This is a genomic window from Variovorax sp. KBS0712, from assembly GCF_006323185.2.
In the GTDB taxonomy this organism is placed as follows: domain Bacteria; phylum Pseudomonadota; class Gammaproteobacteria; order Burkholderiales; family Burkholderiaceae_C; genus Variovorax; species Variovorax boronicumulans.
The window spans coordinates 2,706,397-2,723,098 of record NZ_VCCD02000001.1; the positions used below are offsets into that span (position 1 = coordinate 2,706,397).

Genomic DNA, 16,702 nt, shown 5'->3' on the forward strand with positions numbered 1-16,702 from the left:
CGCCGTTCAGTCGCGCGACTGCCGCAGCGCCCCCGGCGTGCCGCCCAGGTGGCGGCGGCACAGGCGCACGAAATGCGAGGCGTCGGCCAGCCCGACGCGCAGGCCGATCTGCGCCACGCTCAGGCGGTCGAAGCGCGCATCGGCCAGCATGCGCTGTGCCACCTGCATGCGGCAGGCGGCCAGCGCGTTGGCGAAGGTGGTGGCGCTGTGCCCTGCCCCGCCGCCTTCGGCCAGGCAGCGGTGCAGGCTGCGCTCCGAGATGCCGAGCCCCTGCGCCACGGCCGCGGCCGTGAGGCCCGGCTCGGCATGGCGCTCGCGGGTGGCGTCGAGCACGCGCTGGCGCAAGGCGGCGCGGCCGCACGGATCGGGCAGCGCTGCGCCGCCGCCCGGGCCGAGCGCCAGGGCCAGCAGGCCGCCGAGCTGATCGGCCAGCAACGCCGCCGGCAGCGGTGGCCGCAGGGCCACCTCGGGCGACAGCGCCTGCGCGAAGCCGCTGAGCGCCGCGCCCCAGCCGCTGTGCCCGTCGATGCGGCGCGCCACGTGGTCGCCGGCATCGGGCAGCCACGACTCGACCCACGCTGTCGGCAGCTCGATCGACACCGTGTCGGCCGACTGCTGCAGGTGGAAGGCGTAGCAGCGCCGTGAATCGACCAGCACCGCGTCGCCGGGCAGCAGGCGCGCCGAACGCTCTTCCTGCACCGCGACCCAGGGCGAGTCGGCCTTGCACAGCAGGTAGTAGAAGTTGTGGCGGCTGTGGGCGATGGCGCGGCGCGTGCGGTACACGTCCTGCGCGCTGCCGCGCACGCGGTTCACGTGCAGCGGCCCGAGCGGCGCGGATTCGAGCGAGGCGCCGAAGCGGCCGGCCAGCGGGCTGGTCACGTCCATTTCGAGAAAGCCTTCGCAGACCGCGCCGATCCAGTAGTCCAGCCGCTGCGGCGGCGGCACGGTGTCGGTCGACCAGGTGTGGATCGCAGCAGGGGCTGCGGGCATGGCTGCGGAAGTCATCCCGCCAACATAGCCAGCCCGGACCCGTTTGCCAAGCGGGTATAGACGCCCTCCGACGCCGCGGCGCGCGGGTGCCCGGCACAATGGCCCGCTTCATCCACCGCACACGCACGAAGGGCCCGGCACACATGAGCAAGCAAAGCGATTTCGGATTGATCGGCCTGGCCGTGATGGGACAGAACCTGGTGCTGAACGTGGAAAGCCGCGGCTTCCAGGTCAGCGTCTACAACCGCACCGAAGCCACCACCGAGGCCTTCATTGCCGCCAACCCCGGCAAGCAGCTGGTGGGCGCGAAGACGCTCGAGGAGTTCGTCCAGAGCCTGGCCAAGCCCCGCAAGATCCAGATCATGGTGAAGGCCGGCGCGCCGGTCGACCAGGTGATCGAGCAGCTCATTCCGCTGCTCGACAAGGACGACATCGTCATCGACGGCGGCAACAGCCTGTACACCGACACCGAACGCCGCGACGCCTACCTTGCAGCCAAGGGCCTGCGCTTCATCGGCGCGGGCGTGTCGGGCGGCGAGGAAGGCGCGCGCAAGGGGCCGTCGATCATGCCGGGCGGCCCGGCGTCGACCTGGGAGGTGATGAAGCCGATCTTCGAGAGCATCGCGGCCAAGGTGGACGGCGAGCCCTGCGTGATCCACATCGGCCCGGGCGGCGCGGGTCACTACGTGAAGATGGTGCACAACGGCATCGAGTACGGCGACATGCAGCTGATCTGCGAGGCCTACAGCCTGTTCAAGGCGGCCGGCTTCACGACCGACGAGATGGCCACGATCTTCAACGAATGGAACGAGGGCGAGCTGCAGAGCTACCTGATCCAGATCACCGCCAAGGCGCTCGAGCAGAAAGACCCGGAAACGGGCCAGCCGGTGGTCGACCTCATCCTGGACAAGGCCGGCCAGAAAGGCACGGGCCAGTGGACGCTGCTGAACGCGGCCGAGAACGCGGTGGTCATCAGCACCATCAACGCCGCCGTCGAGGCGCGCGTGCTGTCGTCGCAGAAGAAGCAGCGCGTGGCGGCCAGCCAGCTGCTGCAGGGGCCGAAGATCGAACTGTCGCTGGAGAAAAAGGCGCTGGTGGCCAAGGTGCACGACGCGCTCTACGCCTCGAAGGTCATCAGCTACACGCAGGGCTTCGACCTGATCCAGACGATGGGCGAAAAGAAAGGCTGGCAGCTCGACCTGGGCGGCATCGCCTCGATCTGGCGCGGCGGCTGCATCATCCGCGCGCGCTTTTTGAACCGCATCACCGACGCCTTCCGCCGCGACCCGGCGCTGGGCAACCTGATGCTCGACCCGTTCTTTCAAGACCTGCTGAACCGCACGCAGCAGAACTGGCGCGAGGTGGTGGCGCTGGCGGTGAGCAACGGCATTCCGGTGCCGGCCTTCAGCGCCTCGCTGGCCTACTACGACAGCTACCGCACGGCGCGCCTGAGCGCGAACCTGCTGCAGGCGCAGCGCGATTTCTTCGGGGCGCACACGTACGAGCGTGTCGACAAGCCGGAGGGCCAGTTCTTCCACACGGACTGGCCCGAAGTCATCGAATAAATAAATTGGGCTCGCCCCCAGGCTTCGCGCACTTCGTGTCGCTTCGCCAACCCCCTACCGGGGGCAACACCAGCGGCCCGGCGAAGCCGGTTCCGCGGTGTTTCTGGTGAATGCCCGCTCGCCGCCTCTTCAGGTGATGCGACTCAGCCGGCGTCGGCCAGCCAGTCGCGCACCACGCCGACCGACTGCGCCAGCGGCGCCGTCGCATCCACCGCCAGCACGCCGGCCTCGCCCACCGGCGATTCGAGCGTGGCGAACTGGTTGGCCACGAGGCTGGCCGGGAACATGTGCAGCCCGGCGCCCGCGCGCGCGGCCACGCGGCGCTCGGCTTCGGCGCGGTCGATCTGCATGAACACGCAACGCAGGCCCGGCGCGGCGGCGCGCAACTGGTCGCGGTAGCTGCGCTTGAGCGCGGAGCAGGTCATGACGGCGCCCTGCGGCGCGTCGGCCAGGGCGCGGCCCAGCGTGGCCAGCCAGCCGGCGCGGTCGGCGTCGGTGAGCGCGATGCCGCGGCTCATCTTGTCGACGTTGGCGGGCGGATGGTGGTCGTCGCCCTCGATCAGCGGCAGCCCGAACGCGGTGGCCAGCGCCGCGCCCATGCTGGACTTGCCGCAGCCCGAAACCCCCATCACCACGAGCCAGCCCTGTTCATGCGCGCCCTTGACCTTGTTTGAAGCAGCCGATGCCGAATGCGTGCCGAGACCGGCACGGCCACGAATCTACCGCGTCGGCGCGGTATTCAGAACAGGCTGCCCTGCCCCACGGCGCCGGGCGGGCGAAAGGCCCCGGTGTCCAGCGCGATCCGCTCGCGGTTGAAGCCCAGCCGGTGCGTCGCCTTCTGGAAGCGCTGGTGGATCAGGTCGGCCCACAGGCCGCTGCCCTTCATGCGCGTGGCGAAGTCGGCGTCGTAGTCCTTGCCGCCGCGCATCTCGTGGATGCGCGCCATGACGCGCTCGGCGCGCTGCGGGTAGTGCAACTCGAGCCATTCCTTGAAGAGCGGCGCCACCTCCCACGGCAGCCGCACCACGGTGTAGAAGGCGCTGCGCGCGCCGGCCTCCCAGGCGGCTTCGAGCACCTGCTCCATGTCCTCGGTGATGAACGGAATCTGCGGCGCCACGCTCACGCCCACCGGCACACCGGCCTCGGCCAGGGTGCGGATGGTGCGCAGCCGCCGGTGCGGCGCGGCGGCGCGCGGCTCGAGCTTGCGCGCCAGTTCGCCGTCGAGCGTGGTGATCGTGACGTACACGGCCGCGAGCCGGTCGGCGGCCATGGGCGCGATCAGGTCGAGGTCGCGCTCGACCGCGCTCGACTTGGTGACCAGCGCGAACGGATGCCGCACCTCGCTCAGCAGCTCGATCACGCCGCGCGTGAGCCGCAGCTCGCGCTCGATGGGCTGGTAGCAGTCGGTGGCGGTGCCGATGGCGAGGTTGCTGGGGCGGTAGCCCTTGCGCCCGAGCTCGGCGCGCAGCACCTCGACGAGGTTGCGCTTGGCGATCAGCTTGGTCTCGAAGTCGAGGCCGGGCGACAGGTTCAGGTAGCTGTGCGTGGGCCGCGCAAAGCAGTAGATGCAGCCGTGCTCGCAGCCGCGGTACGGGTTGAGCGAACGGTCGAAGGGGATGTCGGGCGACTCGTTGCTGCTGAGCACCGACTTCACGTCCTCGAAGCGCACCTCGGTGGCCAGTGGCAACAGCCCGGCGGCTTCGGCCTCGCCGTCTTCCAGCGTGCCCCAGCCGTCGTCGAAGGCGTCGCGTTCGTCCTTGGAGAACCGGTGCGCGAGCCGCGTGGCCGCGCCTCGGCCCTTGATGATGTGGATGGGAACCTGGGCGGCGGGCATGGCGAGTCCTTGGAAGGAAACAGGAAACAAGGCGAACAACTGTTTATTCATACAGTATTTCACTTTTGCGGCCGCCATGCAGAGTTTTTTATTTCTGTCTTGACAGAAATTCAGGAATTCCTAAACTCGACGCCATGGAACTCACCGACATTCAACGCAAGTTCGTCCTGCACTGGGGCGAGATGGGCTCCATGTGGGGCGTGAACCGCACGGTCTCGCAGATCCACGCCCTGCTCTTCGCGCACGGCAAGCCGATGCACGCCGAAGAGCTGTCGGAAACGCTGGGCGTGGCCCGCTCCAACGTCAGCAACAGCCTGAAGGAACTGCAGGCCTGGAATCTCGTGCGCGTCACCCACACGCTGGGCGACCGGCGCGACTACTTCGAGACCAGCGTCGACGTGTGGGAGCTGTTCCGCACCGTGGTGCGCGAGCGCAAGGAGCGCGAGTTCGACCCCACCATCCGCGTGCTGCGCGAGATCGTTTCCAGCCCTGATTTCCAGAAGGAGCCGCCCGATGCGCAAGACCGCATCCGCTCCACCATGGACCTCATGACCAAGCTCGCCACCTGGGCCGACGAGATGCTGCGGCTGTCGCCCGGCACGCTCGACAAGGTGCTCACGCTCGGCGCCAGCGTGCAGAAGTTCGTGCGCGGCGACAGCGCACCGCCCCCCGCCCCTCCTGGCGCGGGCAAGGGCGACGACCCCGACGCGCACCACGCCAGCCTGCCCATGATCTGAGAAAGGCCGCGTCTTTTTTTGCCTTCCTATTTCTGTTTTGACTGAAATATCGAGAACTAAAAGCACCATGACCCGCTTCGCCCCCGCCACCTACCCGCTCACCGTCTATTTCGACGCCACCTGCCCGCTGTGCACGGCCGAAATGGGCGCCATGCAGGCGCGCGACAGCGCGAAGCGGCTGCGCCTGGTCGACTGCTCGCCCATCGATTTCGCGCACGGCCCGGCACCGCGCGAGGCGCTGATGCGTTCGCTGCACGCGGTCGATGCCGCAGGCCAACTGCGCGTGGGCGTCGACGCCATCCGCGCCTGCCGCGCCGCGGTGGGCCTGCCGGCCGGCGGCGCGGTGCTCGACCTGCCGGTGGTCGGCCGGCTGGCCGACCGCGCCTACGCGGTGCTGGCGCGCAACCGCTACCGGCTGCCGCGCTGGCTGGTCCTGCGGCTCGCGGGGCACGGTGCGATCGCGCCAGCCACCTGTGCCGACGACCACTGCAAGCTCTAAAAAACCACTCACGCTGTCACACCCCACCCGCTCACGTCCGAAGGAGTTTTCGATGCCCGACGTCTTCCAGCCCGACTTCCGCCTGCCCGGCACTGCGCGGCCTGCGCCGCCCGCGGTCGAAGGCCATGTGAGCCGCGAGGACACGCAGGACTATTTCACCGAGGTCGCCGACGACTACCGCGCCTGGAGCCCCAGCTACAACATGCACTTCGGCTTCTGGCGCCTGGGCCTGAACCCGCTGCGGCGCGAGGGCATGCTGATCGAGATGAACCGCACCGTCGGCCGCGCGCTGCGGCTCGACACCGCCACCCGTGACCCGCGCTGCGTGGTCGACCTGGGCTGCGGCGCCGGCGCCACCTCGCGCACGCTGGTCGGCGACGACCCCGCGCTGCATGCGGTCACGGTGACCAACGTGCCGGTGCAGAACGGCATCGCCGCGCGCCTCGACGCCCGGGCCGGCGTGGCCGACCGCGTCGCGCACGTCGAGGCCGACTACACGCGCACCGGCCTGCCCGCCGCCCAGGCCGACGGTGCCTGGGCGCTCGAAAGCGCCTGCTACGCCGAAGGCACCGCCAAGGCCGACTTCGTGCGCGAGGCCGCGCGACTGCTCAAGCCCGGCGCGCGGCTGGTGGTGGTCGACGGCTTCCTGCTGCGCCGCCGGCCGGGCCGGCTCGCGGGCTGGCTGCACCGCCTGTGGGCCGACAGCTGGGCCGTGCCCACGCTGGCCCAGTGCGACGACTTCACGGCCGCGCTGCGCGCGCACGGCTTCGAGGACATCGAGTTCACCTCGCTGCGCTGGCGCGTGGCACCGAGCGCGCTGCACATCCCCGTGCTGGCCACCCGCTTCACGCTGGCCGAACTGTGGAAGGCGCGCGGCAAGCTCAGCCCCTGGCGCCGCAAGCACATCGTGGCCAGCTACTGCGCACTCGCGCTGGGCATGTTCTGGCGCGACTTCGACTACGCCATGGTGACGGCCCGGCGCAGCGCCAGCTGAGACATCACAAAAAGAGGAGAAGAGATTTCCATGCGCACCGAGCCCGAAGACAGCAAACTCGCCGACCTGCCTGCCAACGATGAAGTGCCGGCCCCCAAGCCCGTGCGCGGCATGCCCTTCGGCTGGTTCTGGCCCATGTTCGCCGGCGCGGCGCTGGCGCTCGTGCTGCGCCTCGTCTTCAGCGGCGGCCCGGGCGAGCCCTTCTCGGCGATGCTGGGCTCCTTCGTCTATTTCGCGCCCGCGGCGTGCGGCGCGGTCACGGTGTACATGGCCGAGCGCATCGAGCGGCGCAGCTGGGGCTACTACCTCTGGGCGCCGTGGGTGGCCACCGCGCTGTTCGTCGGCGGCACGCTGATGGTGTTCATCGAGGGCATCATCTGCGCCGCCTTCATCGTGCCGCTGTTCGCGGTGATGGGCAGCGTCGGCGGGCTGGCCATGGGCATCGTGTGCCGCATCACCAACTGGCCCAAGCCCGCGCTGTACAGCGTCGCCCTGGTGCCGCTGCTGCTCGGCGGCATCGAGCCGCAATGGCCCAACCCCGACCAGTTCTCGAACACCTCGCGCACGCTCTTCATCGCGGCGCCGGCCGAGCGCGTGTGGCACGAGCTCAACGCCGCGCGCGACATCCGCCCCAGCGAAGTCGGCGACGCGTGGGCCTACCGCGTCGGCGTGCCGATGCCGGTGTCGGGCGTGACCGTCGACACGCCCGAGGGCCGCGTGCGCCAGGTGCAGTGGCAGAAGAACGTGCATTTCGAAGAGGTCGTCACCGAGTGGCAGCCCGATCGCCTGCTGAAGTGGCGCTTCCGCTTCACGCCCGACTCCTTCCCCGCCGGCGCGCTCGACGACCACGTGATGATCGGCGGCCAGTATTTCGACCTGCGCGACGCCACCTACACCCTGACCCCGCGCGACGGCGGCACCGAGCTGCGCGTCGCGGTGTCGTGGCGGCTGAGCACGCGCTTCAACTGGTATGCGGACCCGGTCATGCAGTTCCTGCTCGGCGACGCTTCCGAGAACATCCTGCGCTTTTACAAGGCGCGCAGCGAAGCCGCCGGGGCGGTGGCGGGATGAGCGCGCCACCCGTCTTCCAGCAGGCGCTCGGCCCCGCATGGGACCAGCTCGGCGACGTCATCCGCCGCCACTACACGATGGCGCCGTTCTCCGACGACTACGTCTGCGTGCGCGGCGCGATGAGCGAGGTCTGGCACGCCCCCTGGGCCGCGCTGCTGATGCCCTTCGGCCGGCTGTTCGGCGCGCTGGTTCCGCACCAGGGTACCCAGGTGCCGATCGAGGTGCACTACCGCTGCCACCCCGACAACGCCCACCTCTACTGGGACCGCGTCTTCCACTTCCCGGGCAGGCCGCCTTTCCATTTCCGTTCGCACATGGAACACGACAGGGCGCAAGGCAGCGAGGTGATCGAATACGTGCGCTTCGGCATCGGCATGCGCCTGGCGGTGAGCGCGGAAGACGGCGCGCTCGTGTTCCGCGACCGGGGCTACATCTGGCGCCTCGCGGGGCTGCGCATTCCGCTGCCGCTGGGCCTCTTTCTCGGCACCGCCTACGTCGAGGAGCGGCCCGATCCGTCCGACCCCGACCACTTCACGATGAAGATGCTGCTGCGCCACCGCTGGTTCGGCGACGTGTTTCGCTACAGCGGACGCTTCCGCCTCGGTTCACAATGAGCCCACCATGCCGCGCCGCCCTGAAAACCTCTACGCCCAGTACCACGCCCACATCTACTTCGCCCCCGCCACGCTGGCGCAGGCGCGCGAGCTCAGCGAGCGCGCCGGCCGCGAGCTGATGGTGGTGGTGGGCCGGGTGCACGAACGCCTCGTCGGTCCGCACCCGCACTGGAGCTGCCAGCTGGCCTTCGACGCCGCCGAGTTCGACGAGGTCATCGGCTGGCTCGACGCCAACCGCAACGGCCTGGACATCTTCGTGCACGGCGTGACCGGCGACGACTTCGCGGACCACACGGCCCATGCGATGTGGCTGGGTGAAGAGAGCGCGCTCGATCTGCGGATGTTCAGGCGCTAGGTCTGCGCCAGCAGCGCGCAGACTTCTTCATCCGTCGTCTGCGAGAAGTCTTCATACCAAGCGCCGACCGCCCGGAACACCGTCGGGCAGCGCACGCACAGCACGTCGTCGGTTTCGCGCTGCAAGGCCTCGCAGGCCTCGGGCGACGCCACGGGCACGGCGGCGATGACGCTGCCGGCGCCCTGCCGCCGCAGCCCGCGAACCGCGGCGCGCATGGTGGCGCCGGTGGCAAGCCCGTCGTCGATCACGAGCACCGTGCGGCCTTGCACCTCGCACGCCGGTCGATCGCCACGATAGACCTGCGTGCGGCGTGCCAACTCGGCGAGTTCAGTGCGGACCACGGCATCGATCTCCGAAGGACGCAGGTCCAGCGTGCGCACCAGGTGTTCGTCGATCTCGGGCACGCCATCGCCCGCGAGCGCGCCGAAGGCGTACTCGGGTTGTTCGGGCAGGCCCAGCTTGCGCACCACCAGCACATCGAGCGGCAAGCGCAGCGCGCGGGCCACCTCGAAGGCCACCGGCACGCCGCCGCGCGGCAGTGCCAGCACCACGGCGTCCGCAAAACCGCCGTGCCGCTGCAGCAAGGCAGCGAGCTGGCGGCCGGCGTGTGCGCGATCACGAAACTTCACGGCGTGTTCTCCCGAAATGGGATGTTCACACGCTGTTCGCGTCGAGGCGAGCCCCGGCGCAAAGACCCGGATCGCGGCGTGCGTTACGCGGCTTCCTGTGTCTCCACCTCGGTGTCCGCCTCACCGCCGTGCACCTTGAAGAAGCGCGCACCTTCCACCTTCTGGCCGATGGCCGCTTCGTAGGCAACGCGCACATCGTCGGGCTGCCCGGCCTGCCCGAAGAAGTCCTTCAGGTACGGGCCCAACAGCGGATGCGCGGCCAGTTCCTCGCGCGGCAGGCCGTGCAGCATCTCGTCGCGGCAGGCCGAGGGCAGTAAAACATCGCGGTTCTTCTCGGGGTCGCGGATCAGGCCCTTCGGCTCGTGCGACGGGTCGGACTGCATCGACTCGAGTTCTTCGAAAAAGCGCCGGCGCATCATGACGATGCCCTTGTCGCTCTGGCCCAGTTTCTCGCGCGTGCGGTCGGTCACGGTGCCCTGCCCGACCCAGACCACGAAGTCCTGGTTGGCGACGTGGCTGGTGATCCAGCGGCCCGTGGCCGGGTCCTTGATGGGGCCGTACCACGAGGGAATGCGTTCCTGCACATAGGGCTCCTGCTCGGTGGGCACGCGGCTGAGCACCCACAGCACGCTCAGCGTGTGGTGGTCGTCGATGGGCACGCGCCATTCGAAGTGGTGGCCCAGGAAGAAGCCGTTGGGCCACAGCGTGACGCGGCCGGTGGTCCACATCACGTTGTCTTCGCGCTCGCCGCCGCGCAGGCGCTTGTAGACGAAGCCGTGCTCGAACTCCTCGAAGGCGAGCTTGAGGTGCGTGGGCACGTAGGGGCCTTCGTCGCCCTGCAGGCGCGTGGTCCAGTTGTTGTGCGTCCACTCGAAGTGCACGGGGTCGATGGAGTTCTCCTGGCACTGGAACCAGTTGCAGGGAATCTCGGCGAACACGGCCTGCGCGAAACCGTTCTTGCAGTTGAAGAGTTCCCAGTCGGGCAGCAGCGGCGCGGGCTGCGGGCCCATGTAGGCCCACAGCAGGCCGGCCTTTTCCTGCACGGGGTAGGCCTTGATCTTCGTGTTCTTGCGCATGCGCGCGTCGGGGTCCAGCGTTTCTTCGAAGGGCTGGTGGATGCACTGGCCGCTGGTGTCGTACTGCCAGCCGTGGTAGCTGCAGCGCAGGCCGCACTTCTCCACGTAGCCGTACGACATGTCGGCGTTGCGGTGCGGGCAGCGGCGGTCGACGAGGCCGTAGTTGCCGCTCAGGTCCTTGTAGAGCACGAGGTCCTCGCCGAGGATGCGCAGCGGCTTCACGGCCTTGTCGTCGAACTCGCTGGCACCGGCGATCGGGTGCCAGTAGCGGCGCAGGTAGTCGCCCATGGGCTTGCCCGGACCCACTTCGGTCAGCAGGCGGTTCTTTTCTTCGCTCAACATGCATCGTCTCCTTCGGGGTCGGGGGTCAATCGGCGCGGATGCCGAACTCGCGCACCAGCTTGCCGAAGCGCTGGTCGTCGTCGGCGATCTGGCGGGCCAGCACGGCCGGCTCGCCGCCCACGGGCTCGATGCCCAGCGCGGCCATGCGGGCCTGCACGTCGGGCATCTTCAGGATCTCGTTGACGTGGCGATTGAGCGTCTGCACGACCTCGGCCGGCATCGCCTTCGGGCCGAGCAGGCCCATCCAGGCGCTCACGTCCATGTCGCGGTAGCCCAGCTCCAGGAAGGTGGGCACGTTGGGCATGAGCTTCGTGCGCTGGCGCTCGGCCACGGCCAGCGGCACCAGCTTGCCGGCGGCGATGTGGCCCGCCACCGCGCCGGGCGTGATCCAGCCCACGCTCACGTGGCCGCCCAGCGTGTCGTTGACCACCGGCGCCACGCCGCGGTACGGCGCGTGTGCAATGGCCACGCCGGCGTCCTTGTTGAAGAGCTCGCCCGCGATGTGCATCGGCGAACCCGCGCCCGGCGTGCCGTAGGTGAAGGCCTTGCCGGCCTTGGCGCCGGCCACGAGCTGCGCGACGGTCTGGATGCCGCTCGTGGGCGCCGTGACCATCAGCACCGGGATGTTGCCGGTCTTGACGATGGGGGTGAAGTCTTTCACCACGTCGTGCGCCACGCCGGGGCCGGCCTTGAGCACGTGCTGCGCGATGGGGAAGGTGCTGGGCGTGAAGAGCAGCGTGTAGCCGTCGGCCGGCGCCTTGGCGACCCAGGCGTTGCCGATCATGCCGCTCGCGCCGGGGCGGTTGTCGACCAGCACCGGCTGACCCAGGCGCTGCGCGAGCTTCTCGGCGTAGGTGCGCGCGATGGCGTCGGTGTCGCCGCCGGCCGGGTAGGCGACGACCAGCGTGATCGGCTTCGCAGGCCACGATTGCGCCAGCGCCGCTGTCGCGGCGCACAGCAAAAGAATGGCTCCTGCAGCGGCACGGACCATGTTTCGTTGGTGGAACATCTTGCGTTTTCCTTCTCGGTGAGACGACGTGGGGGTGTCGTCGGACTGTAGGAATGGCGCCGCGCGGCCAGAAGATATAGTTTCACTGAGTGAACCTTTTTTCTTCGGAGGCGACATGTCGGACACCACCGGCGCGCACAGCGTGAAGTCGATCGATGCCCTGCGCCGCGGGCTCGACGTGATGCTGGCCATCCAGCGTTCGTCGGCCGTCACGCTGCAGGAGCTGCACCGGCAGACCGGCCTGTCGAAGGCCACGCTGCTGCGCATCCTGAAGACGCTGCAGCAGGCCGGATGGGTGGAGCGCAACGAGCTGGAGAAACGCTACGTGCCCACCTCGGCCACCGGCCAGTCGGGCGCTGCGGCCGCGTGGCGAACGCGGCTCACGGCGTTGGCCGCATCGCCGCGCGCCACGTTGCAGCGGCTGGTGCCGTGGCCCATCGACCTCGGCGTGCGCGACGGCACCGCCATGCTGATCCTCGACACCGACCGGCCGCGCAACGGCCTCGCGGTGAACTACCGCGCACTGGGCTTTCGCCCGCCGATGCTGCTGTCGTCGCTCGGGCGCTGCTACCTCGCGTTCTGCCCCGAGGATGAGCGGCGAGAAATCCTCGCCGCGCTGGCGCGTTCACCGAACGACTTCGACCGCGGCGCGCGGCGCCCCGACAGCATCCGCCGCATGGTGGCGCACGCACGCGACCAGGGCTATGCGGCGCGCGACCCCACGTCCACCAGCCTCGATTCGCCCGACCGCTTCGGCGCGGTGTCGGTGCCGGTGCGGTTGGGCGATCAGGTGGTGGGTTGCCTCAGTTGCGCGTGGCTGCCGGCGGTGAAGAGCGAGCGCGAGATCGTGACGGCGCACCTGGGCGACCTGCAGCAGGCCGCGCAGAGCATCGAACGCCGGCTGCGGCAGGACGGCCTCGGCCTGCCGCCCGCGGGTCCCTGAAGAACAAGCGTCAGAACTCCGCGTCGAGCTCGTCGATCTCGTCGGGCTCCTGCAGCGCGGCGGCCACCCACTCCTTCATGGCGGGCAGTTCCATCACGCGCTTGCAGTACGCGGCGCACACGCTGTCGAGCGCCACGTCGTAGCTCAGGAAGCGCGTGACCACGGGCGCGTACATCGCGTCGGCCATGCCGGGCTGCTTGCCGAAGAGGAACGGGCCACCGTAGGCCTTGAGGCACTCGCGCCAGATGGCGACGATGCGGTCGATGTCGCCCTGCGCGCGCGACCACACCTTGAAGTTCTTGAAGCGGGCCTTGATGTTCATCGGCAACGCGCCGCGCATCGAGGCGAAGCCCGAGTGCATCTCGCCGCAGATGGCACGGCAGTGCGCGCGCGCCGCGGCATCGGCGGGCAGCAGGCCGGCCTTGGGCTTGATCTCGTTCAGGTACTCGCCGATGGCCAGCGTGTCCCACACCTTGATGCCGCCGTGCTGCAGCGAGGGCACCAGCATCGACGACGACAGCAGCAGCATCTCGGCCTTCATGGCCGGGTCGTCGGGCGGAATGACCTTCTCACTGAAGTCCAACCCCGCGAGCCTGCACATCAGCCAGCCGCGCAGCGCCCAGGCGCCGTAGTTCTTGCTGCTGATCGTGAGAACGGGTTTGGCCATCGCGACACTCCTTGGACGATGCGTGCTGTGTGCAAGCGCCGTGCCACGAGTTGCCGTGCTTGCTGGCCCGCAACTTGCCTGCAGCCCCTGCATGCTGTACCGCGCTTACCAGAACCAGGCCGACCTGCTCTCGCCATGGCGGCTCACCGCGCAGTACCTGGGCCGAGCCCTCTGGCAGGACGGCACCGAGCGCACCGCGCTGCGGCGCATGGCCGCACGCTGCGAGGTCTTCTCGCGCATGCGGCTCACCCACACGCGGCCGGCCTACGGCATCGACAGCGTCATGGTCGACGGCACCGACGTGCCCGTGCACGAAGAGGTCGCGCTGGTCTCGCCTTTCGGGACGCTGTTGCACTTTCGCAAGGCACACACCGAAGCGGTGCACCCGCGCGTGCTGCTGGTCGCACCACTGTCGGGCCATTTCGCCACGCTGCTGCGCGAAACCGTGCGCACCTTGCTGCGCGACCACGACGTGTACCTGACCGACTGGCACAACGCGCGCGACGTGCCGCTGTGGCAGGGCCGCTTCGGGCTGGACGACTACACGCTGCAGCTGATGCGCTTCGTCGAGGCCGTGGGCCCGGGCGCGCACATGGTCGCCGTGTGCCAGCCCTGCGTGGCCGCGCTGGCTGCGACCGCGCTCATGGCGGAAGACGACCACCCGGCCACGCCGCGCAGCCTCACGCTGATGGCGGGGCCGGTCGATTGCCGCATCAACCCGACCGCCGTGAACAAGCTCGCGACCGACCGGCCCATCGACTGGTTCCGCCGCAACCTCATCAGCCACGTGCCGTGGCCGCATGCGGGCGCGATGCGGCGCGTGTACCCGGGCTTCCTGCAGCTCACGGCCTTCATGAGCATGAACCCCGAGCGCCACAAGAAGCAGTTCGAGGACATGGAGCGCCTGCTCGTCGAAGGCGAGCTCGACAAGGCCCGCACCATCGCCGAGTTCTACGACGAGTACCTGGCCGTGAACGACCTGCCGGCCGAGTTCTACCTGGAGACCGTCGAGCGCGTGTTCCAGACCTATGACCTGCCGCGCGGCGTGCTCACCGTGGCCGGGCGCACGGTGAACCCCGCGGCGATCCGGCGCACCGCGCTGCTCACGGTGGAGGGCGAGCGCGACGACATCTGCGCGGTCGGCCAGACCGTGGCCGCGCAGGACCTGTGCAGCGGCATCCGCCCGTACCTCAAGACGCACCACCTGCAGGCCGGCGTGGGGCACTACGGCGTGTTCAGCGGCAGCAAATGGAACACGCAGATCTACCCGCGCGTGCGCGAGACGATCCACGCGGCCGACGAACTGCACTGAGCGCAACCCGCATTCAATCTGGCAGAGACCGCGGGGGCTTTGGTTGCCCGAACACCCCCGGCTTCCTACAATCGACCCTATGAACGTCATGGTTTTCATCCCCGGTTTCGATCGCGCGGCGGCCTCTGCGGCCCCGGGCGACGCGCGCGTGCGCGCACCCGCGGCGATGACGGCGAGGTCGCAGCAGACCCTCGCACATCCCTGAGCCCGGCGGTCAGCCTCCTTTTTTTCTTCAGCGCACATCGACCGTCGGGCACCCGCCCCGCGCGGTCGCGCGTCCTGGCCCTGGTCCATTGATCGCTCGGCCCGGGCGACGCACCACTTCCCCAGCGTCCGACCTTCTTCCCGCCTCCGGCCCCGTGCCGCGCGGAAGGACCTCGCCCGCTTCGCCGTCGTGTTTCGTCGTGAGGATTTCCCCGTGGTGGCTCTTGCCTGCTCCCCTTCCGTCTCTTTTTCGCCTTTGCCTGCCCTGCCGCCCTGGCCCGCCTGGCTGTCGTTCGACGCGCTGCGCCGCCGCCTGCTGCGGCCGGCCGAGCTGCGCATCGACGTCGATCCGAAGAAGGGCCGCCCGAGCGAGCCGCTGACGCCGGTGTACGAGCGCATGCGCGCCATGGGCGAGCGCGTGCAGGACCTGCCCGCGCTGCACCTGGACGACCCCGACCTGCGCGCGCGCTTTCGCGAGGCCGACGGCGAGACCTACGTGTACATCGAGGACGTGCGCCACCAGCGGCTGGTCGGCTACACCGTGTTCAACCGCCTGATCGAACTCGACCGCCGCGCCGACCGCCACATCCGCGCGCCGCATTCGCAGTACGACCCGGCCTACCAGCGGCGCGGCCTGGCCACGGCCGTGTACCGCTGGGCGCTGGGCAGCGGCATGTGCCTGATGAGCGGCGCGCGCCAGTCGCCGGGCGCGCATGCGCTGTGGCTGCGCCTGGGGCGTGACTACACGACGGGCTTTGTCGACCTGCGCGAGAAGCGCTTGAGTTATCTCGGCGACGAGGTGGACGGCGACACGCTGTCGCAGCTGCACACGCGCATGTTCATGCTCGGCGAAGGCTGGACGCTGGAGCGTTTCAGTAGTGAAACGCGCATGGCGATGTTGGAAACCGCTTAAGCCTGCGGCAACCGCTCGCGCAGGAACCCGATGAGCTCCTGCGCCGCCACGTTGCGCATCGGCCCCGGCAGGTAGGCCAGCACCACGCGCCGCTCGATGCGCGGTGCCGACAGCGGCACCACCACCAGCTCGGGGTCGCGCAGCGACGAGGTGTACAGCCGCGGCATCAGCCCCAGCGCCTGCCCGCTGCGCACCAGCGCGTAGAGCGTTTCGGAATAGCTCACGCGGTACGGCTGCGCGCCCTGCGCGAACTGCGCGCGCGCCGGGTCGCCCAGCGCCGGCATGCTGCCGCTTTCGAACAGCACGAGGCGCTCGCTGCCGATGGCCTCCCAGCGCGCCTCGCCGGCCGCCGCCAGCGCGTGGTCGCTGCGCACCACCAGCACCAGCGGGTCGCGGAACAGGTCGATGCATGCCAGCCCGCCGGGCGGCTCGGTGATGGCGGCCACGGCCATGTCGAGCTGGCCGCTGCGCAACTCGGCCAGCAGCACCGTGGAGGGCGCGTCGCGCCAGGCCAGCTCCACCTCGGCGCGCTGCTGCAGGAAGCCGGCCGCCGCCGCCGCGACACGCGCACTGGCCGAGGGGATCACACCCACGCGCACGTAGGCCCGGCCGCGCTGCACCGTGCTTTCGATGTCGCGCAGCGCCACCTCGAAGGTGTGGACCAGGAAATCGGTGCGCGCCAGCACTTCGGCGCCGACCGGTGTGAGTTCGAGCCGGTGGGTGGAGCGGGTCAGCAGCTCGGCGCCGAGCAGCTTTTCCATCTGCTTGATCGCGTTGCTCAGCGCGGGCTGCGTGATGGCGAGGCGGCGCGCCGCGCGGCCGAAGTGCTCTTCCTCGACCAGCACCGAGAAACACTGCAGCTGGCGCAGCGTGAGCGCACGCAGGGGCAAGGCGGCCATGGGCGTCCTGGTTATCGATTCAATGAATCAAATTATAGAAATTCAAAAT

At 69.5% G+C, this 16,702-nt stretch carries 18 protein-coding genes; 10 read left to right on the plus strand and 8 right to left on the minus strand.

The window, feature by feature from the left end; translation table 11 throughout:
* Positions 1–6 precede the first annotated feature (6 nt).
* Entirely contained in the window at positions 7–990 is a 984-nt protein-coding gene (locus tag FFI97_RS12570) for a helix-turn-helix domain-containing protein (RefSeq protein WP_144004473.1), read from the minus strand.
* A gap of 143 nt (positions 991–1,133) precedes the next feature.
* Here FFI97_RS12570 and gnd point away from each other — a divergent pair, with 143 nt between their 5' ends.
* Positions 1,134–2,555, plus strand: a complete 1,422-nt coding sequence (gene gnd, locus FFI97_RS12575) for a decarboxylating NADP(+)-dependent phosphogluconate dehydrogenase (RefSeq protein ID WP_139705806.1) — start codon at positions 1,134–1,136, stop codon at positions 2,553–2,555.
* A gap of 143 nt (positions 2,556–2,698) precedes the next feature.
* Here the strand turns inward: gnd and FFI97_RS12580 are convergent, their stop codons facing one another.
* Together FFI97_RS12580 and FFI97_RS12585 are read right to left on the minus strand one after the other, a co-directional pair.
* Positions 2,699–3,184 (minus strand): gluconokinase, encoded by a 486-nt coding sequence (locus tag FFI97_RS12580; protein WP_139705816.1) that lies wholly within the window; start codon positions 3,182–3,184, stop codon positions 2,699–2,701.
* A 110-nt stretch (positions 3,185–3,294) separates the two neighbouring features.
* Positions 3,295–4,389, minus strand: coding sequence for a PA0069 family radical SAM protein (locus FFI97_RS12585; RefSeq protein WP_139705804.1), 1,095 nt, complete (start codon positions 4,387–4,389; stop codon positions 3,295–3,297).
* Positions 4,390–4,523: 134 nt separating this feature from the next.
* Between FFI97_RS12585 and FFI97_RS12590 the strand changes: the two genes are divergently transcribed.
* The 6 genes from FFI97_RS12590 (at position 4,524) to FFI97_RS12615 (ending at position 8,659) form a co-directional block, all read left to right on the plus strand.
* On the plus strand, positions 4,524–5,126 hold the full coding sequence (locus tag FFI97_RS12590) for a GbsR/MarR family transcriptional regulator (RefSeq protein ID WP_139705802.1): 603 nt from the start codon (positions 4,524–4,526) through the stop codon (positions 5,124–5,126).
* A gap of 67 nt (positions 5,127–5,193) precedes the next feature.
* Positions 5,194–5,625, plus strand: coding sequence for a thiol-disulfide oxidoreductase DCC family protein (locus FFI97_RS12595; RefSeq protein WP_139705799.1), 432 nt, complete (start codon positions 5,194–5,196; stop codon positions 5,623–5,625).
* Between the two features lie 52 nt (positions 5,626–5,677).
* Positions 5,678–6,619, plus strand: a complete 942-nt coding sequence (locus tag FFI97_RS12600; protein WP_139705797.1) for an SAM-dependent methyltransferase — start codon at positions 5,678–5,680, stop codon at positions 6,617–6,619.
* Between the two features lie 30 nt (positions 6,620–6,649).
* Positions 6,650–7,690, plus strand: coding sequence for an SRPBCC domain-containing protein (locus tag FFI97_RS12605; protein ID WP_139705795.1), 1,041 nt, complete (start codon positions 6,650–6,652; stop codon positions 7,688–7,690).
* Positions 7,687–8,304 carry a DUF4166 domain-containing protein gene (locus FFI97_RS12610; protein WP_139705793.1) on the plus strand — a complete coding sequence of 206 codons (618 nt, stop codon included), beginning with the start codon at positions 7,687–7,689 and terminating at the stop codon, positions 8,302–8,304. The genes FFI97_RS12605 and FFI97_RS12610 overlap by 4 nt, the downstream gene beginning before the upstream one ends.
* Before the next feature lie 7 nt (positions 8,305–8,311).
* Complete coding sequence (locus FFI97_RS12615; protein ID WP_070059711.1) at positions 8,312–8,659, plus strand: DOPA 4,5-dioxygenase family protein; 348 nt, start codon at positions 8,312–8,314, stop codon at positions 8,657–8,659.
* Here the strand turns inward: FFI97_RS12615 and FFI97_RS12620 are convergent.
* The 3 genes from FFI97_RS12620 to FFI97_RS12630 form a co-directional block, all read right to left on the minus strand.
* Entirely contained in the window at positions 8,656–9,288 is a 633-nt protein-coding gene (locus FFI97_RS12620; protein WP_139705791.1) for a phosphoribosyltransferase, read from the minus strand. The two genes, FFI97_RS12615 and FFI97_RS12620, sit on opposite strands and share 4 nt — an antisense overlap.
* Before the next feature lie 83 nt (positions 9,289–9,371).
* On the minus strand, positions 9,372–10,706 hold the full coding sequence (locus tag FFI97_RS12625; protein WP_139705789.1) for an aromatic ring-hydroxylating dioxygenase subunit alpha: 1,335 nt from the start codon (positions 10,704–10,706) through the stop codon (positions 9,372–9,374).
* Positions 10,707–10,731: 25 nt separating this feature from the next.
* Positions 10,732–11,715 (minus strand): tripartite tricarboxylate transporter substrate binding protein, encoded by a 984-nt coding sequence (locus FFI97_RS12630; protein ID WP_095744541.1) that lies wholly within the window; start codon positions 11,713–11,715, stop codon positions 10,732–10,734.
* 115 nt (positions 11,716–11,830) lie between these two features.
* On the opposite strand from FFI97_RS12630, the gene FFI97_RS12635 reads away from it, so the two are divergent.
* Positions 11,831–12,658 carry a helix-turn-helix domain-containing protein gene (locus tag FFI97_RS12635; RefSeq protein WP_139705787.1) on the plus strand — a complete coding sequence of 276 codons (828 nt, stop codon included), beginning with the start codon at positions 11,831–11,833 and terminating at the stop codon, positions 12,656–12,658.
* A 10-nt stretch (positions 12,659–12,668) separates the two neighbouring features.
* Here FFI97_RS12635 and FFI97_RS12640 read toward each other — a convergent pair whose 3' ends face one another.
* Positions 12,669–13,325, minus strand: a complete 657-nt coding sequence (locus FFI97_RS12640; protein ID WP_062476661.1) for a glutathione S-transferase — start codon at positions 13,323–13,325, stop codon at positions 12,669–12,671.
* Positions 13,326–13,416: 91 nt separating this feature from the next.
* On the opposite strand from FFI97_RS12640, the gene FFI97_RS12645 reads away from it, so the two are divergent.
* Both FFI97_RS12645 and FFI97_RS12650 read left to right on the plus strand, forming a co-directional pair.
* Positions 13,417–14,637: a polyhydroxyalkanoate depolymerase gene (locus FFI97_RS12645; protein ID WP_139705785.1), complete on the plus strand. Its 1,221-nt coding sequence runs from the start codon at positions 13,417–13,419 to the stop codon at positions 14,635–14,637.
* Positions 14,638–15,097: 460 nt separating this feature from the next.
* Positions 15,098–15,754, plus strand: coding sequence for a GNAT family N-acetyltransferase (locus FFI97_RS12650; RefSeq protein WP_260684984.1), 657 nt, complete (start codon positions 15,098–15,100; stop codon positions 15,752–15,754).
* Here the strand turns inward: FFI97_RS12650 and FFI97_RS12655 are convergent.
* The gene (locus tag FFI97_RS12655) at positions 15,751–16,653 is read right to left on the minus strand and encodes a LysR family transcriptional regulator (RefSeq protein ID WP_139705783.1); all 903 of its coding nucleotides are present in this window, start codon (positions 16,651–16,653) and stop codon (positions 15,751–15,753) included. The genes FFI97_RS12650 and FFI97_RS12655 overlap by 4 nt on opposite strands.
* Between the last annotated feature and the right edge of the window lie 49 nt (positions 16,654–16,702).